At 70.8% G+C, this 17,349-nt stretch carries 16 protein-coding genes; 4 read left to right on the top strand and 12 right to left on the bottom strand.

The genetic code is table 11. From position 1 onward, the window contains the following. Positions 1-41: 41 nt before the first annotated feature. Positions 42-1,325 (bottom strand): adenylosuccinate synthase, encoded by a 1,284-nt coding sequence (locus OG395_RS29305; protein WP_327245599.1) that lies wholly within the window; start codon positions 1,323-1,325, stop codon positions 42-44. Positions 1,326-1,511: 186 nt separating this feature from the next. Here OG395_RS29305 and OG395_RS29300 point away from each other — a divergent pair, with 186 nt between their 5' ends. Both OG395_RS29300 and OG395_RS29295 read left to right on the top strand, forming a co-directional pair. Continuing rightward, on the top strand, positions 1,512-2,378 hold the full coding sequence (locus OG395_RS29300) for a diacylglycerol kinase (protein WP_327245598.1): 867 nt from the start codon (positions 1,512-1,514) through the stop codon (positions 2,376-2,378). A gap of 139 nt (positions 2,379-2,517) precedes the next feature. Then, entirely contained in the window at positions 2,518-2,790 is a 273-nt protein-coding gene (locus OG395_RS29295; RefSeq protein WP_327245597.1) for a DUF1876 domain-containing protein, read from the top strand. Between the two features lie 148 nt (positions 2,791-2,938). On the opposite strand, the gene OG395_RS29290 is transcribed toward OG395_RS29295, so the two are convergent. Next, a complete protein-coding gene (locus tag OG395_RS29290; protein WP_327245596.1) occupies positions 2,939-3,478 on the bottom strand; it encodes a GbsR/MarR family transcriptional regulator in 540 nt (179 codons plus the stop codon). A gap of 113 nt (positions 3,479-3,591) precedes the next feature. Between OG395_RS29290 and OG395_RS29285 the strand changes: the two genes are divergently transcribed. Further along, on the top strand, positions 3,592-4,506 hold the full coding sequence (locus OG395_RS29285) for an ABC transporter ATP-binding protein (protein WP_327245595.1): 915 nt from the start codon (positions 3,592-3,594) through the stop codon (positions 4,504-4,506). Next, entirely contained in the window at positions 4,503-6,125 is a 1,623-nt protein-coding gene (locus OG395_RS29280) for an ABC transporter permease (RefSeq protein ID WP_327245594.1), read from the top strand. Before OG395_RS29285 ends, OG395_RS29280 begins: the two co-directional genes overlap by 4 nt. Positions 6,126-6,276: 151 nt before the next feature. Here the strand turns inward: OG395_RS29280 and OG395_RS29275 are convergent, their stop codons facing one another. The 10 genes from OG395_RS29275 to fbaA form a co-directional block, all read right to left on the bottom strand. After that, complete coding sequence (locus tag OG395_RS29275) at positions 6,277-7,506, bottom strand: cytochrome P450 (protein ID WP_327245593.1); 1,230 nt, start codon at positions 7,504-7,506, stop codon at positions 6,277-6,279. A 61-nt stretch (positions 7,507-7,567) separates the two neighbouring features. Continuing rightward, positions 7,568-8,230, bottom strand: a complete 663-nt coding sequence (locus OG395_RS29270; RefSeq protein ID WP_327245592.1) for a response regulator transcription factor — start codon at positions 8,228-8,230, stop codon at positions 7,568-7,570. Next, the gene (locus tag OG395_RS29265) at positions 8,227-9,546 is read right to left on the bottom strand and encodes a sensor histidine kinase (RefSeq protein WP_327245591.1); all 1,320 of its coding nucleotides are present in this window, start codon (positions 9,544-9,546) and stop codon (positions 8,227-8,229) included. Before OG395_RS29265 ends, OG395_RS29270 begins: the two co-directional genes overlap by 4 nt. Positions 9,547-9,687: 141 nt before the next feature. After that, on the bottom strand, positions 9,688-10,563 hold the full coding sequence (locus tag OG395_RS29260) for an alpha/beta hydrolase (RefSeq protein WP_327245590.1): 876 nt from the start codon (positions 10,561-10,563) through the stop codon (positions 9,688-9,690). A gap of 109 nt (positions 10,564-10,672) precedes the next feature. Then, a complete protein-coding gene (gene kynU, locus OG395_RS29255; protein WP_327245589.1) occupies positions 10,673-11,887 on the bottom strand; it encodes a kynureninase in 1,215 nt (404 codons plus the stop codon). After that, positions 11,880-12,728: a tryptophan 2,3-dioxygenase family protein gene (locus tag OG395_RS29250; protein ID WP_327245588.1), complete on the bottom strand. Its 849-nt coding sequence runs from the start codon at positions 12,726-12,728 to the stop codon at positions 11,880-11,882. The genes kynU and OG395_RS29250 overlap by 8 nt, the downstream gene beginning before the upstream one ends. 161 nt (positions 12,729-12,889) lie before the next feature. Continuing rightward, positions 12,890-13,303: a DUF3151 domain-containing protein gene (locus OG395_RS29245; RefSeq protein WP_030977723.1), complete on the bottom strand. Its 414-nt coding sequence runs from the start codon at positions 13,301-13,303 to the stop codon at positions 12,890-12,892. Positions 13,304-13,358: 55 nt separating this feature from the next. Beyond that, entirely contained in the window at positions 13,359-14,876 is a 1,518-nt protein-coding gene (locus OG395_RS29240; RefSeq protein WP_327245587.1) for an MFS transporter, read from the bottom strand. A 64-nt stretch (positions 14,877-14,940) separates the two neighbouring features. Further along, positions 14,941-16,119: a MalY/PatB family protein gene (locus OG395_RS29235; protein ID WP_327245586.1), complete on the bottom strand. Its 1,179-nt coding sequence runs from the start codon at positions 16,117-16,119 to the stop codon at positions 14,941-14,943. 88 nt (positions 16,120-16,207) lie between these two features. Beyond that, the gene (gene fbaA, locus OG395_RS29230) at positions 16,208-17,239 is read right to left on the bottom strand and encodes a class II fructose-bisphosphate aldolase (RefSeq protein WP_327245585.1); all 1,032 of its coding nucleotides are present in this window, start codon (positions 17,237-17,239) and stop codon (positions 16,208-16,210) included. Positions 17,240-17,349 lie beyond the last annotated feature (110 nt).

The following is a 17,349-nucleotide window of genomic DNA, read 5'->3' as shown; positions in this document are numbered from 1 at the left end:
GCCGGGACGCCTGCGTCCCGGCCCTTCCGCGTCGTGCCGTCCTACAGGAAGGAGTTGATCTCGATGGTCTCGGTCCGGCCGGGGCCGACACCGATCGCGGAGATCGGGGCGCCGGACATGTCCTCCAGCGCCTTCACGTACGCCTGCGCGTTCTTCGGCAGGTCGGCGAAGGTCTTGGCCTTCGTGATGTCCTCGGACCAGCCCGGCAGCATCTCGTAGACCGGCTTCGCGTGGTGGAAGTCGGTCTGGCTGTACGGGAGCTCGTCGACGCGCTTGCCGTCGATCTCGTACGCGACACACACCGGGATCTGCTCCCAGCCGGTCAGCACGTCCAGCTTGGTGAGGAAGAAGTCGGTGAGACCGTTGACCCGGGTCGCGTACCGTGCGATCACCGCGTCGAACCAGCCGCAGCGGCGGTCGCGGCCGGTGGTGACACCGCGCTCGCCACCGATCCGGCGCAGCGCCTCGCCGTCCTCGTCGAGCAGCTCCGTCGGGAACGGACCGGCGCCGACGCGCGTGGTGTATGCCTTGAGGATGCCGATGACCCGGCTGATCTTCGTCGGGCCCACACCGGAACCGGTGCAGGCGCCGCCCGCGGTCGGGTTCGACGAGGTGACGAAGGGGTATGTGCCGTGGTCGACGTCGAGCAGCGTGCCCTGACCGCCCTCGAAGAGGACGACCTTGCCCGCGTCGATGGCGTCGTTGAGGATCAGCGTCGTGTCCGCGACGTACGGCTTGATCTGCTCCGCGTACTGGAGCATCTCCTCGACGATCTTGCCGGACTCGATGGCGCGGCGGTTGAAGACCTTGGCGAGGAGCTGGTTCTTCTGCTCCAGGGCCGCCTCGACCTTCTGCTCCAGGATCGACTCGTCGTACAGGTCCTGGACGCGGATGCCCACACGGTTGATCTTGTCGGCGTACGTCGGGCCGATACCACGGCCGGTCGTGCCGATCTTCCGCTTCCCGAGGAACCGTTCCGTCACCTTGTCGATGGTGACGTTGTACGGAGTGATCAAATGAGCGTTGCCGCTGATCAGCAGCTTGGACGTGTCCACGCCGCGCTCGTTGAGCCCACTCAGCTCGGAGAGCAGGACCGCCGGGTCGACGACGACACCGTTACCGATGACCGGGGTACACCCCGGCGAAAGGATTCCGGAGGGGAGGAGATGAAGTGCGTACTTCTGGTCGCCGACGACCACCGTGTGGCCGGCATTGTTGCCGCCTTGGTAACGCACCACATAGTCCACGGATCCACCGAGGAGGTCGGTGGCCTTTCCCTTGCCCTCGTCACCCCACTGAGCACCGAGCAGCACAAGTGCGGGCACAGGCGTACACCCCTTCCGGGCGGGGCATGTCCAAGGTCAGGGGGCGTACGAAAACGCCGTACATGCCGTACGACGATGTACGACGAAGCCTGAACCGTCGAACCGGGTGCCCCGGAATAGACGAAGCCCCTGGCGCAATAGCGCAAGGGGCTCTTGCACCAAGATGCTACCCGAGGAAGGACCGAGGTGTCGGCTGCCCAGCCCCCCGGCAACGGTACGGACCAATTGCTGGTGGTCATCGACCCGGTCGCCCGCCGGACCGACGGTGAGTCCGTCCGGATCGCGAAGGACGTGCTGAGCGCCGGCTCGCACGCCAAGATCTGCCTCCCGGACAGTCCGGAGGAGTTCGCGCGGGCCTTGTCCCGCCGGGGCAGCAGGCGGCCGGTGGTCGTCGGCGACGACCGGTCGCTGCTGCGCGCCGTGACCCTCCTGCACCGGGAGCGGGAGCTGGCCGGTGCAGCGCTCTCGCTGGTCCCGGTGGGTGCCGCGGCCGCGCTGGAACTCGCGCATTCGCTCGGCGTGCCCCTCGGCGCGGTGGCCGCGGCGCGCGCGGCACTGGACGGGGCGGTGCGCCGGCTCGACCTGCTGGTCGACGACAGCGACGGGGTCGTCCTGGGCGCCCTGCGCATCCCCGCCTTGTCCGCGGCACCGGGCACGGCGACGGCGCACACGGGTGTCACGGCGGTCTGGGACACCTGCCGCTCCCTCGTACGGACCCTGGTCCGCCCCGCCCCGTCGCCGGCCCCGCCCGTCCCGCCCCGCACCCATCGGCTGCGGGTCGAGGTGGACGGGGTGCTGCTGAACGATCTGGACCGCCCGGTCGAGTCGGTGACGGTGAGCGCGCAGCGCGGTGACGGGGGCCTGGCGGACGTGGTGGTCCGGACGACGACCGGCGAACCCGTGACCGCGGAGGCGAAGGCGGTCACGGTCTCCGGTGCGGACTTCCGCTACCGGGCGGACATACAGGTCGGCGGCCCGGTCCGGACGAGGACGTGGACGGTGCGGGCGGGTGCGTGGGGGCTGATGCTGCCGGTGGCGGCGGAGGGTGGATGATCCCCGCGCCGGGGGGCGCACGTGAGGGTTCAGGGGGTGTGTCGCACCTGCCGCGACCTGCGCGCGACCGGCCCCTGACACACCGAGCGCGGGCGCGGAAAGAGGCGCACCCTGGTAGCAGGTCCTGGAGGTGTTCGCCATGATGAAAACCGCTGTCGGATGGCACATCGAGCTGGAATTCGAGGAAGACAACCACCGCACCCGCGCCGCCGCCCTCGTACGGCTTCCCGACGGGAACGAGGTACGTGCGCACGGATACGCCAGCCGCCACCCCTCCGACTCCCAGCAGCCGAGGGTCGGCGAGGAGATCGCGGGTGCCAGAGCACTGAACGAACTCGCCATGAACTTGCTGACCAAGGCGCACGACGAGATCGACCAGGCGTCCGGCCGGACGTCGCACCCGCTGACCTGAGCCGTTCCGAGCCGAGGCCCAGGGCCCAGTGTCCCGGGCCTCTTGCCAGGCTCTTCCGCTTTGCCCAGTGCCCCTCCCGGCAAGCTTTGCCCCGTCGCACCGTCCGGTACGCACGCTCCTCATGGGGCGAACATTGCCGGTCACGGCACTAGCTCTTCCCTTCCGGAAGGTCGAACTTCTTGCGGTAGTCGCGCCAGCGGTCCATCACGCCGACCAGTTCCGTCTGCAGGAACTCGAAGAACTCCGCGGTCTCCGCGAGCCGCGTGCCGGCAGGTGTGTCCGGACCGAGGGTCTGTGCACCCTCCTTGAGGGTGTGCTCCCAGCGGGTCAGGACCCGGTCGCGGCCGGCGAAGGTGGCGTACCAGATCTCGTTGTGCAGGCGGTAGCGGTCCCTGCGCGAGCCCGGGTCGCGTTCGCGGCCGACCATGCTGACCTGCGTGAGGTAGTTGATCGCGCCGGAGACCGCGGCCGGGCTGATCCGAAGCTGCTCGCTGAGCTCCGCCGAGGTCATGGAGCCGTCGTCGTCCGCGAGCAGCGCCGCGAAGACGCGGGACGCCATGCGCTGCATGCCCGCCTCGGTCATCTCGGCCGCGAAGCGCTCCACGAACCGCGACACGGCCTCCTCGTCGCGCGCGTGCTCGGACTCCGGCTCGCGCTCACGCCCGTCCGCGCCGGTTTCGCTGCTCATCGCCCCATCGTCTCCCCTGAATTTCCTGCGGGTTCTCCGGCCCCGGGCCATACCCCGACTTTATACGCTTCCTTAACTTCACAAGTTTGTGAATGTAGCGTACGTTCAGAAACATGACGAAGGCAATCACCGTGGCCGGACTGCACAAGTCGTTCGGGCGGACACACGCGCTGGACGGCCTCGACCTCGCGGTCGAGACCGGTGAGGTTCACGGCTTCCTCGGGCCCAACGGTTCCGGGAAGTCCACCACCATCCGGGTCCTGCTGGGCCTGCTGCGGGCCGACTCCGGCGCCGCCCAGCTGCTCGGCCGGGACCCCTGGAACGACGCGGTCGAGCTGCACCGGCGCGTGGCATACGTCCCCGGTGACGTCACTCTGTGGCGCAACCTCTCCGGCGGCGAGGTGATCGACCTGTACGGCCGGCTGCGCGGAGGCCTCGACCCGGCCCGCCGTGCCGACCTCATCGAGCGGTACGAACTCGACCCCACCAAGAAGGGGCGTACGTACTCCAAGGGCAACCGGCAGAAGGTCGCCCTCGTCGCCGCGTTCGCCTCCGACGTGGATCTGCTGATCCTCGACGAGCCGACCAGCGGGCTCGACCCGCTCATGGAGGAGGTCTTCCAGAACTGCGTCGCCGAGGAGCGCGAGCGCGGACGGACGATCCTGCTCTCCAGCCACATCCTCAGCGAGGTCGAGGCGCTCTGCGACCGGGTCAGCATCATCCGGCAGGGGCGCACGGTGGAGAGCGGTTCGCTGGCGGACATGCGGCATCTGACCCGTACGAGCATCACCGCCGAACTGGCCGGCGCGCCCAACGGGCTCGCGCACCTGCCCGGCGTGCACGACATCGACATCCAGGGCATGCGGGTCACGCTCCAGGTCGACACGGACAAGCTCGACGCCGTCCTCAGGTCGCTCACCGCGTCCGGCGTGCGGTCGCTGACCAGCACCCCGCCCACGCTGGAGGAACTCTTCCTGCGGCACTACGCCGCGGACACCGACGAACGCACGGGGGTGACGGCGCGATGACTGCCGCAACCGTGTCCGCGACTCGTGCCGGACGCTCCGCCCGGGGCGGGCAGCTCACCGGCACCGGAACCCTGCTCAGGCTCGCGCTGCGACGCGACCGGATCATGATGCCGATCTGGGTGATCGTGCTCGGCGGGTCGTTCTCCTCCGTCGGGAAGTCCTTCTCCTCGCTGTATGACACCGCGGCCCAGCGCGCCGAACTCGCCGCCTCGATGAACGGCAACAGTTCGCTGCGCGCGGTGTACGGACCCGTCTTCAACGACTCCGTCGGCGGTCTCGTCACCTGGCGCATGGTCGGCTTCGGCGCCGCGATGGCAGCCGTGATGAGCCTGATCATCGTCATCCGGCACACCCGCGAGGAGGAGGAGACCGGCCGCCAGGAAATGCTCTCCGCCGCCATGGTGGGGCGCCGCGCCCCACTGACCTCCGCCCTCCTCGCCGCACTGATCGCCGACGCCGCACTCGCCCTGATGATCGTCGCCGGGATGGCCGGATCCGGGGCGGGCGGCGCCGGGGCGGTGGCGCTCGCGCTGACGGTCGCCGGAATCGGGGTGCTGTTCGCCTGCACCGCAGCGATCGCCGCCCAGCTCACGGAGAGCGCACGGCTCGCGAAGGGGCTGACGGCGGCGGTGATCGGCGCCGCGTTCGTCCTGAAGGCCGCGGGCGACTCGTCGACGGATGACGCCTCGTCCGTACTGAACTGGCTCTCACCGATCGGCTGGGCGGAGAACGTCCGGGCCTACGCAGACGAACGCTGGTGGGTGCTGCTGGTGATCGGGGCCGCGGTGCTGATCCAGGGCGGGATCGCGTACGCCCTCGCCGGGCGGCGTGATGTCGGCATGAGCTTCCTGCCGACGCGTCCCGGACCTGCGACAGGACGGATCTCCACGGCGTTCGGGCTGGCACTGCGGCTGCAGCGCGGTGCTCTGATCGGGTGGACACTGTCGTTCGCCGCGGTCGGCGCCGTCTTCGGCGGGCTCACCGGCGGGGCGGCGGACCTCGTCGGCACCAACGAGAAGACGAAGGAAATCTTCGAACGGATGGGCGGACAGGCCGGTCTGACCGACGCGTTCCTCGCCGCGATGGTCGGGATGCTGGGGATGGTGGCCGCGCTGTACATCGTCGCGTCGGTGCTGCGGCTGCACGGCGAGGAAACCGCGGGGCGCGCCGAACCCGTGCTGGCAGGCGGGGTGAGCCGGATCGGCTGGGCGGCCGGGCACCTGGTCATCGCCTTCGGCGGCGCGGCACTGATCATGGCGGTCGGAGGCCTCGGTCTGGCCGCCGGCTACGGCCACGAACTCCCGGCCGTACTGGGCGCGTCGCTGGCGCAGTTGCCCGCCGTCTGGCTGCTCGGAGGTCTCACCGTCCTGCTGTACGGCGCGCTCCCGAAGGCGGCAGTGGCCTCGTGGGGAGTCGTCGGGATCTGCCTGGCCCTGGGGTGGATCGGGCCGGCGGTGAACATGCCGCAGCCGGTGATGAACCTGTCACCGTTCAGCCACCTGCCGAAGCTGCCGGGCACGGAGATGCAGTGGCCGCCGGCGCTGTGGCTCACGGCGGGCGCGGTGGTCCTGGTGGCGGCCGGACTGGGAGCGCTCCGGCGGCGGGACGTGCAGGGGTGAGCGGGTGACCGTTCCTGTCCTCAATCGCCGGACGGGCTTGATGTTCAAGCCCGTCGAGGGGCCCCCACACCCTTGGGCCATGGAGGAGATCGAGGACACCACCGGCCCGCCACCGCCCTGCGGACCGGGGTGCCGAGAGGAACGCTTCCGGTCACAGCTCCACGCGCAACTCCTTCAGGCCCCTGATCACATAGCCAGGGTTCCACTCCGGCTCGGACACCAGTCGCATCCGGGGCGCCCGGCGCAGCAACTCACCGAAGGAAGCGGCGAGTTCGACCCGGGCGAGTGGAGCGCCCAGGCAGAAGTGGATGCCCGCACCGAAGGTGATGTGCGGGTTCTCCTGCCGGGACAGGTCCAGCGTGTCCGGGTCCGCGAAGCGCGCCGGGTCGCGGTTGGCGGAGCCGAAGAGCAGAGCCACCTCGGAGCCGCGCGGAATGACCGTGCCGTCGATCTCGATGTCGTCGAGGACCCAGCGCTCGAACATCTGCAACGGAGTTTCGTACCGCATCAACTCCTCCACGGCCGTGGGCAGCAACCCGTGGTCGGCGCGGAGGGCCGCCAGCTGCTCGGGGTGACGCAGCAGCGTCCACCAGCCGTTCACGGTGGTGTTGACCGTCGCCTCGTGGCCCGCGTTCAGCAACAGGACACACGTGGAGATCATCTCCTGCTCGCTGAGCCGCTCCCCTTCGTCGTGCGCGGCGATGAGCGCGGAGATCAGATCCGTGCCGGGGTTCTTGCGGCGCTCCGCGATCAGCTCCCGCAGATATGCGGAGAAGTCCACCGAGGCGCGGACGGCGGCGCTCGCGGTCTCCTCGGACGGGTTCAGTTCGAACATTCCGCAGATCGCCGCCGACCAGGGCCGCAACGGCCCGCGGTCGGACTCGGGGATGCCGAGCATCTCGGCGATGACGGCGACGGGCAGCGGTTCGGCGACCGCGGCGAGCAGGTCGCCGCCGCCGGCCTCCACAAAGCTGTCGACCAGCTCGGCGGCGAGCCGCTGCACCGTCGGGACGAGCTGCTCGACCGTGCGTGGGGTGAACGCCTTCGAGACCAGGCGCCGGATCCGGGTGTGGTCGGGGGCCTCCAGGTCGAGAATCCCCTGCCCGTTGAGGGTGGTGAAGGGCTCGTGCGCGGCGGGCGGGGGCGTACGACCGAACTCCTCGTGCGTGAAGCGGTGCAGATACGTCCGACCCAGGCGCCGGTCCCGCAGCAGTGCGGACACATCGGCGTAGTGCGGAACGAGCCACTGGTTCGTGGGCTCGAACCGGTGCACCCGGCCGGCGGCCCGCAGCGCGGTGTACGCGGGGTACGGGTCGGCGACGAACGCCGGCGACCAGGGGTCGAACGAAGCGGTGGCGGCGGGCTGCGGAGACGGGTGCATAAACCGACGCTAACCGGACCGGCCGGTTTAGTCACGAGCGGCCCTCAAGGGGAAGAGGTGGTCAGGAGGGGGTGACCAGGCGGGCCTCGTACGCGAACACCGCGGCCTGCGTGCGGTCCCGCAGCCCGAGCTTCACCAGGATCCGGCTCACATGCGTCTTGATGGTGGACTCGGCGACCACCAGATGCGAGGCGATCTCCGCGTTCGACAACCCCTGAGCGATGAGGACGAGCACCTCCGTCTCGCGCTCCGTCAGATCGCCGATCCGAGCCAGCGCGGGTGGCCGCGGGGCTCCGGCGAGCCGCGAGAACTCGGTGATCAGCCGCTTGGTGACGGTCGGTGCCAGCAGTGCTTCCCCGGCCGCCACCACTCGTACCCCATCGGCGAGTTGACGTGCGGAGGCGTCCTTCAGCAGGAACCCGGACGCCCCGGCACGCAGCGCCTGGTACACGTACTCGTCGAGGTCGAACGTCGTCAGCACCAGCACCTTGGCGGCCGCGTCGTTGGCGACGATCTCGCGGGTCGCCTCGATGCCGTTGAGTTCCGGCATCCGGATGTCCATCAGGACCACGTCGGGGCGGAGCGTTGCGGCCTGGGTGATGGCCTGCCGTCCGTCGACCGCCTCACCGACGACCTCGATGCCCGGCATCGCACCCAGGAGTACCGAGAAGCCCTCGCGGACCATCATCTGGTCGTCGACGATCAGGACACGGATGTCGTTCATGAGGTCTCGCTCTGCGTCGGTTCCTGGGCCAGGGGTACGGGAATGAACGCGGTGATCTCGTAACCGCCGTCCGCGGCCGGCTCGGCGGTCATCTCGCCGTTCAGCATCGCGACCCGTTCCCGCATCCCCGTGATCCCGTGCCCGGCGCCCTGCGACGGTTTCACCGGACCGGTCGGCGGCCCGTTGACGACCCGCAGCCCGAGCCCGCCCAGCACATAGCCGATCTCGACCTTGGCAGCGGCGCCCGGGGCGTGCCGCAACGTGTTGCTGAGGGCTTCCTGGATGATCCGGTACGCCGACAGCTCGACGCCCTGCGGCAGTTCACGTACCGCGCCGGTGATCGTCTTCTCGGCCACCAGTCCGGCGTCGGCCACGTTGGCGAGCAGTCCGTCGAGTGCGGCGAGGGTGGGCTGCGGTGCGTCCGGCGCCCGGTAGTCCTCGGCCCGTACGACGCCGAGCACCCGGCGCAGTTCGGTGAGGGCGGCGACGGCGTTCTCCCGGATGGTGACGAAGGCCTGCTCCAGCTCGGGGGGTGGGTTCTCCACCCGGTACGGGGCCGCCTCGGCCTGGATCGCGACGACCGACATGTGGTGGGCGACCACGTCGTGCAGCTCACGGGCGATGGTGGTGCGCTCCTCCAGCAGCGTGCGCCGGTCGCGTTCCACGGCGGTGACGGTGCGCTGCACGGTCACCTCGCGCTCCGCCTCCCGGCGGATCTGCACGACGCTCACCACGAGCAGGGCGAACGCGGAGGCCACGGCCATGGGCCCGGTGGTCGACGAGTAGTGCCAGCCGAAGTTCTCCAGGAAGGTGCCGAGCACCACGGTCAGGACCCACATCCAGGCGGCGGTACGCGGCCGGGTCCGGGCCGCGACCACGACGAGCACCACCAGGTGCGCGAGGAACATGCTCGGCACCCACGGCCACTCGCCGCCGGTGATCACGGCTGTCACCGGAGTGAGCGCCATCGACATCCAGAACGCGCCGACCGGCCGGAACAGCGTCATCGCGACGGTCAGCGCCGGGAGCAGCCCGGTCACGATGATCTCGATCCCGGACCAGGCCCCGGAGCCGTCCGCCACGGTGAGGCCCAGGAGGACGGTGATCAGCGCGGCCAGCCCGACCAGCGCGTGCGGCGTCCAGGCGGCCCGCGCACGCATCCGCTCGGGCAGCAGCCGGGCCAGCGCCCGGTCGGTCCGCATGGGCGCCAGCGAACTGTAGGCGAACGCATCATGGAAGAGGTCCTGCCGCAGGCCGCCTATCGCCCCTGCGGCCAGCCGGAACTCGGGACTTCTGGTCTTGGTGGTCTGGGTCACGCTCCCACGGTAGGGGGCCCGCCACACGACGTCGTCAGCAGTGATACGGATCCTGCGGCATCCGTCCCAAGGACTACGCGCCCCACCCGGGCGGACCGGTCGCGGCCAAAAGTGCGGTCACCGGACGCCCTGCACCTCCTGTCACCACGCCAGCTGCGCAATCTCCTCCGCCACCACCGCACACGCATCCGCCGCCGGATCGATCAGCGGAAAGTGCCCGACCTCCTCCAGCAGCGTCAGTCCCACGGTCTCCCCGGCCTTCGCCGCCGCGTCGACGAACGCCTCCGCGACCGCCTGCGGCACCGTGAGGTCGGTGCGTCCCTGCACCAGCACCGTGGCGATTCCCGTCGGCAGCAGCACAGCCGGGTCGGCGTACGGGCTCCTCGCCGCGAAGTCTTCTTCCCTGCCCAGCAGTTGACCCACCGCACCGGAGCAGACATCCAGCTCCACCGCCGCGGTGAAGTCGGCGATCGGCGCCAGGGCGACAACACCGCGCAGCGGCGGCGCCGCGGGCAGTCGCCACGGCGACCCTTCCGGGAGGACGTGCCGGGCCGCTGCCCACAACGCCAGGTGACCGCCCGCGGAGTGACCGGTGACGACGATCCGCCGCGCATCGGCCGCCGGCAGTTCGCGGGCCAGCAGTGCGGGCAGCGCGTCCATCGCCGCGGCGACGTCGTCGAACGTCTCGGGCCAACGGCCCGCGACCGGACCGGAACCGCGCTGCTGCGGGATCTCGCTGCCGCGCCGGTACTCGACATTGGCGACGGCGAACCCCCGCCGGGCCAGGAAGTCCGCGAGCGGCGACACATGCTGCCGGTCGTACGGTGCCCGCCACGCACCGCCGTGCAGGACGACCACGACGGGCGCCCCGGCCCGCCCGTCGCGCGGGGCGTAGAAGTCGATCACCTGGTCGGGGTGGGTCCCGTAGGCGGCGGTGGCGTCGGGGGCGACAGTCGGATGCGAGAACGCCGACTCGGTCTCGACTGCGTCCCGATCACGCGCGGCGGAATCCGACATGCTGCTCCAACCATCCGACAGAGGTGCCCAACTGGCCTGACCAGCGGGGACGGTATCAGCACAGGGCGCCGCGTCCCCACGGGGATTGTCCGTGGGGACGCGGCAGGCGTCACACGCCGCCGAGCGGCCCGCTCACCACCTCACCCAGCACCCGCGCGGCCCGCTCCACATCCGCGAACCCCACGTACAACGGCGTGAACCCGAACCGCAGCACATCCGGCCGCCGCAGATCCCCGACCACGCCCCGGGCGATGAGCGCCCGCATCGCAGGCTCGGCGACCGCCGCGTCCACACACCGCAACGACACCTGGCTGCCGCGCTCCCCGTGCGCCCCCGGGGTGACCGAGACGACCACGCCCTTCGGCACATACGCCCCGACGCACTCCAGGAAGAAGTCCGTCAGCGCCAGTGACTTGGCCCGTACCGCCTCGACCGGCACCCCGTCCCACACGTCCAGCGCCGCTTCGAGCGCCAGCATGGACAGGATGTCGGGGGTTCCGACCCGGCCGCGGACGGAACCGTCGGCCGGGGCGTAGCCCGGCTCCATCGCGAACGGGTCGGCGTGCGAGGTCCACCCCGGCAGCGGCGAGTCGAAGGCCGCCTGGTGCCGCTCGGCGACGTACAGATAGGCGGGCGAACCGGGCCCGCCGTTGAGGTACTTGTACGTGCAGCCGACCGCCAGGTCCACCCCGTGCGCGTCGAGCCCGACCGGCAGCGCACCCGCACTGTGGCACAGGTCCCAGACCGCGAGCCCGCCCGCCGCGTGCACGGCGGCGGTGAGACCGGGCAGGTCGTGCAGCCGGCCGGTACGGAAGTCGACGTGGTTGAGCAGGACGACCGCGGTACGGGGACCGACCGCGCCCGGCACGTCCGCCGGGGCGACGGGGACGAGCCGGTGCCCGGTCATCCGGGCGGCGGACTCGGCGATGTAGCCGTCCGTGGGAAACGTCGTCGCGTCGACCAGGATCTCGTCGCGTCCTTCGGGCGCCAGCCTGCTCGCGGCGACGACGGTCTTGAAGACGTTCACGCTCGTCGAATCGCCCACCACGATCTGCCCGGCGGCGGCCCCGACGAGCGGGGCGATCCGGTCGCCGATCCGCTCGGGCGCGGTCCACCAGCCGCTCTCGTCCCAGGACCGGATGCGCAGCTCACCCCACTCGCGGGTGAGGACCTCCTGCATCCGGGCGGGTACGTGCCGGGGCAGCGCCCCCAGCGAGTTGCCGTCGAGATACACGGTGTCGTCGAGGGTGAACAGCTTCCGCAGATCGGCGAGTTCGTCGGCGGCGTCGAGTGCCGCGGCCCGCGCGGCAAAGGTCTCAGACATGGCTGCGCGCCGTCCACAGCTCCGGGAACACGTTCTTCGTGGCACGTTTCTCCAGCCACGCGACCCCGGCGGAGCCGCCGGTGCCGGTCTTCGAGCCCATCGCGCGCCGCGTGGCGACGAGGTGGTCGTTGCGCCAGCGCCACACCAGTTCACCGACGTCGGTGAGCGCCTCGCCGAGCCGGACGAGCTCCTCGTGCCGCTCGGGATCGGCGTAGATCTCCGCCCAGACGGCCTCGACCTCGGGGGACGGCTCGTACTTCTGCGTCAGGTCACGGCCGAGCACGGCCTGCGGTACGGCGTGCCCGCGCCGGGCGAGCAGAGCGAGCACCTCGTCGTACAGACCCGGTTCGGCGAGCGCCTTCTCCAGTTCGGCGTGGACGCGGGGTGCACCCCGGTGCGGTACGAGCATGGACGCGGACTTGTCGCCGAGCAGGAACTCCATCCGCCGGTACATCGCCGACTGGAAGCCGGAGCCCTCACCGAGTGCGCCACGGTAGGAGTTGAACTGGGCGGGGGTGAGCTGGGCGAGCGGCGTCCAGGAAGCGTTGAGCGCCTCGAGTTCCCGCACCGACCGCTTCAGCGCATCGCGTGCGACCGGCAGCCGGTCCTCGCGGAGGGCGAGCGCCGCGGTCTCCCACTCATGGACGATGACCGTGAACCACAGCTCCATGACCTGAGTGGTGACCAGGAAGACCATCTCGCCCGGGTCGTCGGAGCGGAGGTGCTGGAGGTGGGTCAGGACATCCGCCTGGACATAGTCCTCGTACGGAGTCGTTCCCGCGAAGTCCAGGTGCGGGGTGTCCGCACCGGTGGCTTCGGGGTCGGGGTGGATCGTCGACATTGCTGTCTCCTCGACACGAGCTTCCGGGTAGCGGTCCGCCCCTTCCGTGAGGTGATGGAGCTCCGGTCCCCTGTCCGCATCCTAAGCGGAGCCCCGCGAAAGACGCAGGCCCCGCAGACGGCGATACGTCTGCGGGGCCGTGAACAGGGCGTATGCGCCCGCTATCCCAGGATCTCGGCGGCGGTCGGCGACGAGTCGCGGAGGAACGTCGAGCAGCGCTCGTACTCCTCCTGCTCACCGATCGACTGCGCGGCGCGCGCCAGGGCGTGCAGGGCACGCAGGAAACCGCGGTTCGGCTCGTGCTCGAACGGTACGGGCCCGTGGCCCTTCCAGCCGGCCCTGCGGAGCGCGTCGAGGCCGCGGTGGTAGCCGGTGCGGGCATAGGCGTACGACTCGATGACGCGGCCGCCCTCGAACGCCTCGTCGGCGAGCTGCGCCCAGGCCAGGGAGGATGTCGGGTACTTCGCGGCGACGTCGGCGGGGGCGGTGCCGTTCGCGAGCAGCTCGCGCGGCTCCGGGTCGTCGGGCAGGTGGGTCGGGGGAGGCCCCCCGAGCAGGTTCTCGTGGATGGACATGGGTTCAAGTGTGCCTGGCACATGCGCGTCGGGGGTAGCCGGGCGCCCCGAGCGGTCAGGTCCGGCCCGGCTCCCCGTTCTCGTCCCGCGCGGGCTCCAGGGGAGGTGCCACGACACCGCAGTGCACGGTGCATTCCGGACGCGCCCTGCCCTTCCGGTCCGCGGGCGGTGTCCGTACGGTCGCCCAGGCGATCGCCGAGCCCAGCACCATCAGCCCGGCGCACATCGGCATGGCCCGCCGGAAGGTCGCGGCGAACTCACCGGCGTCGCGGTACGCCTCGGGCCCCATCCCGGCGAGCAGCGGCAGCGCGGCCACGGCGATCAGGCCGGCGGCGCGGGCGGCGGCGTTGTTGATCCCGCTGGCCAGCCCGGCGCGCGAGGTGTCGACGGAGGCGAGGACGGTCGCGGTGAGCGGCGCCACCAGGGTGACCAGGCCGAGGCCGAGCAGGGCGACGGCGGGCAGCACGTGCTGGACGTACGCGGAGACGGAGGCGTCGCCGGGCCCCACCCGCAGCATGAGCAGCATCCCGGCGGCGGCCAGCAGCGGCCCGACGGTGAGCGGGATACGGGGGCCGATGCGCTGCCCGAGCTCGCCCGACGAGGCGGAGAAGAGCAGCATCAGCACGGTGCTCGGAAGGAGGGCGGTCCCGGCCCCGAGCGCGGAGTACCCGGCCACGACCTGGAGCTGAATGGCGGAGAGGAAGAAATAGCCGCCGAGCGCCGCGTACACGCAGAGTGTGACGACATTGACGGCGGTGAACAGTCGGGACTCGAACACCGACGGTGGCAGCATGGGGTTCGCCCGCCGCCGCTCCACCTGCACGAACGCCACCCCGAGCAGCACTCCGCCCACGGCCGCCCCGATCACCGCAGCTGACGCCCCCTGCCCGGGAGCCTCGACCAACGCGTACGTCACGAGGGCCAGAGCCAGCGCGCCGAGCACGGCCCCCAGAACATCGAAGCGCCCGTGCGCGTGCGGGTCCCGCGACTCCGGTACGTGCCGCAGCGCGACCGGCACACAGATCACGGCGACCGGCACATTGATCAGGAACACCCACCGCCACCCCGGCCCGTCGACGAGCCACCCCCCGACGAACGGCCCGATCGCCGCCCCCACCCCACCGAAGCCGGACCACAGCCCGACCGCGCGCGCCCGGTCGTCCGGGTGAAAACTGGCCTGGATCAACGCCAGCGACCCGGGCGTGAGGAGCGCCCCGCCCACCCCCTGAAGGGCCCGGGCCGCAATCAGCACGCCGGCATTCGGCGCGACGCCGCACAGCAGCGAGGCGGCAGCGAACCACACCACCCCCACGACGAACACCCGCCGCCGTCCGTACCGGTCCCCGAGCGCCCCACCGAGCAGGATCAGCCCGGCAAGGGTCAGCATGTAGGCGTTGACGGTCCACTGGAGAGCGGCCAGATCGGTGCCGAGGTCCTTGCCGATACGGGGCAGGGCGACGTTGACGACGGTGGAGTCGAGCAAGGCCATGGCGGACCCGAGGACGGTGGTCAGAACGACCCAGCGCCCGGGTGCGGAGGCGGCACGGATCTGACCGGCGGGTGTCTCGACCATGCGAGCAGCATCCCCGGTCCGGCGGGAGGCGGCCAGTCCGGCACGGGCACCTGCCGGTCCCGGATCAGCCCCTCGACGCCCGCACCGCCCCCAGCGCCCGGATCAGCGCCTCGACGCCCGCCTCCACCTTGCTGCGCGGGCACCCGACGTTCAGACGCAGGAAGCCCTCCGCGCCGTACACCGCCCCCGGCATGATCGCGACCTTCTCGCGTTCGATCAGCACCCGCTGCAGCGCCTCGTCGTCCACACCCAGCGGGCGCAGGTCGATCCACGCCAGGTAGCCGGCCTGCGGCGGTTCCCAGGACAGCTCGGGAAAGGCCGTGTTCAGGCGTTCCGCGACCAGTGCCAGGTTGTCGGAGACGTACGCCCGGACCGCGTCCAGCCACTCCCCGCCCTCCCGGTACGCGGCTATGTGCGCGGTCAGCGACAGGACCGCCGGGGAGGCGAGCCCCTCGGCCGTCTCCATGCGCCGCAGAAACTCCGTCCGGTCCACCGGGTCGCCGATGATGCCGTACGAGCCGGTCAGCGCCGGAAAGTTGAAGGACTTCGAGGCGGACGAGATCACCGCCCAGCGCCCCCCGCCCGCACCTGCCACGCGCGCCCACGGCACATGCCGATGGCCCTCGTGCACGAAGTCCGCGTGGATCTCGTCGCTGATCACCGCGACCCCGTGGCGCGCCGCCAGCGCCGCCGTCTCGACGAGCTCCGGCTCCGTCCACACCCGGCCGGTCGGGTTGTGCGGCGAACACAGCACCAGCACCTTCGCGTCGGGGCGCGCCAGCTCCCGCTCCAGCGCCTCCGTGTCGCCCACCGGCACGCCTCGCAGCTCCCGGCCGAGACCGGTGATCGCCTTGCGGAAGCCGTCGTACGTGGGGGTGTGGACGACGACGCCGTCGCCCTGCGCCGTCCACATCTGGAGGAGCTGCGAGAGCTGGCTGAGCACCGACGGGGCGTAGACCAGCCGGCCGGTGTCCAGCTCGGTGCCGTACCGGGTCCCGTACCAGTGCGCTATCGCCGACCGGAAGTCGTCGTGCTGCCAGCTGGTGTAGCCGAGGACGCCGTGGTCGAGGCGGGTCCGCAGCGCGGTCAGCACCTCCGGGGCGGTCTCGAAGTCCATGTCCGAAATGGTGAACGGGAGGAGTCCGTCGACCCCGAACCGGTCGGCGACTCCGTCCCACTGGACGCACCAGGTGCCCCTGCGGTCGACGACGGTGTCGAAGTCATAGCGTGCGCTCTCCTGCACCAGTGCTCCTTCTGCTCGTTCGCGGACGTGCCGTGGGCCCGGCACCCCCAGGGAGTGCCGGGCCCACGGCCGCCGTTCGTACCTATTGCTACTTCAGCTTCGTGCCGGTGGAACGCAGGTTGGCGCAGGCCTCCGTGACACGCTTGGCCATGCCCGCCTCGGCGGACTTGCCCCAGCTGCGCGGGTCGTAGACCTTCTTGTTGCCGACCTCGCCGTCGACCTTCAGCACGCCGTCGTAGTTGCGGAACACGTGGTCCACGATCGGGCGGGTGAAGGCGTACTGGGTGTCGGTGTCGAGGTTCATCTTCACGACGCCGTTCTCCAGCGCGGTGGCGATCTCCTGCTCGGTGGAGCCGGAGCCGCCGTGGAAGACAAAATCGAAGGGCTGGCTACCAGCCGCCTTGCCGTACTTGGCGCCGACGCCCTCCTGGAGGTCCTTCAGCAGCTCGGGGCGGAGCACGACGTTGCCCGGCTTGTAGACGCCGTGCACGTTACCGAAGGACGCGGCCAGCAGGTAGCGGCCCTTCTCACCCAGACCGAGCGCCTCGGCGGTACGCAGCGCGTCGTCGACGGTGGTGTACAGCTCGTCGTTGATCTCGTGCGTGACGCCGTCCTCCTCGCCACCGGTCGGGGTGATCTCGACCTCAAGAATGATCTTGGCGGCGGCGGCCTTGGCCAGCAGTTCCTGGCCGATGGCCAGGTTGTCGGCGAGGGTCTCGGCCGAACCGTCCCACATGTGGGACTGGAACAGCGGGTTCAGGCCCTTGGCGACGCGCTCGGCGGAGATGTCGAGCAGCGGACGTACGTAGCCGTCCAGCTTGTCCTTGGGGCAGTGGTCGGTGTGCAGCGCGACCGTGATGTCGTACTTGGCGGCGACGATGTGCGCGAACTCGGCGAGGGCAACGGCGCCCGTGACCATGTCCTTGTTGTGCTGGCCGCCCAGGAACTCCGCCCCACCGGTGGAGATCTGGACGATGCCGTCGCTCTCAGCCTCCGCGAAGCCGCGCAGTGCAGCGTGCAGGGTCTGGGTCGACGTCACATTGATGGCCGGGTAGGCGAACTTGCCTGCCTTCGCCCGGTCGAGCATCTCGGCGTAGACCTCGGGGGTTGCGATGGGCATCTGTCCGCTCCTTGGGATGTGCGGGTGTGCGTTGCTGGTTCCCTGACCTGGGGGCGACGTCATCGTCGCCCCCATCTTCCCAGACTCTCGCTCCGGCTCCACCCGGCGGA

This window comes from Streptomyces sp. NBC_01320 (assembly GCF_035974375.1).
Lineage (GTDB): Bacteria > Actinomycetota > Actinomycetes > Streptomycetales > Streptomycetaceae > Streptomyces > Streptomyces yanii.
Note: the sequence above shows the minus strand (reverse complement) of the source record. Positions and strands in the feature narration are given on the sequence as shown.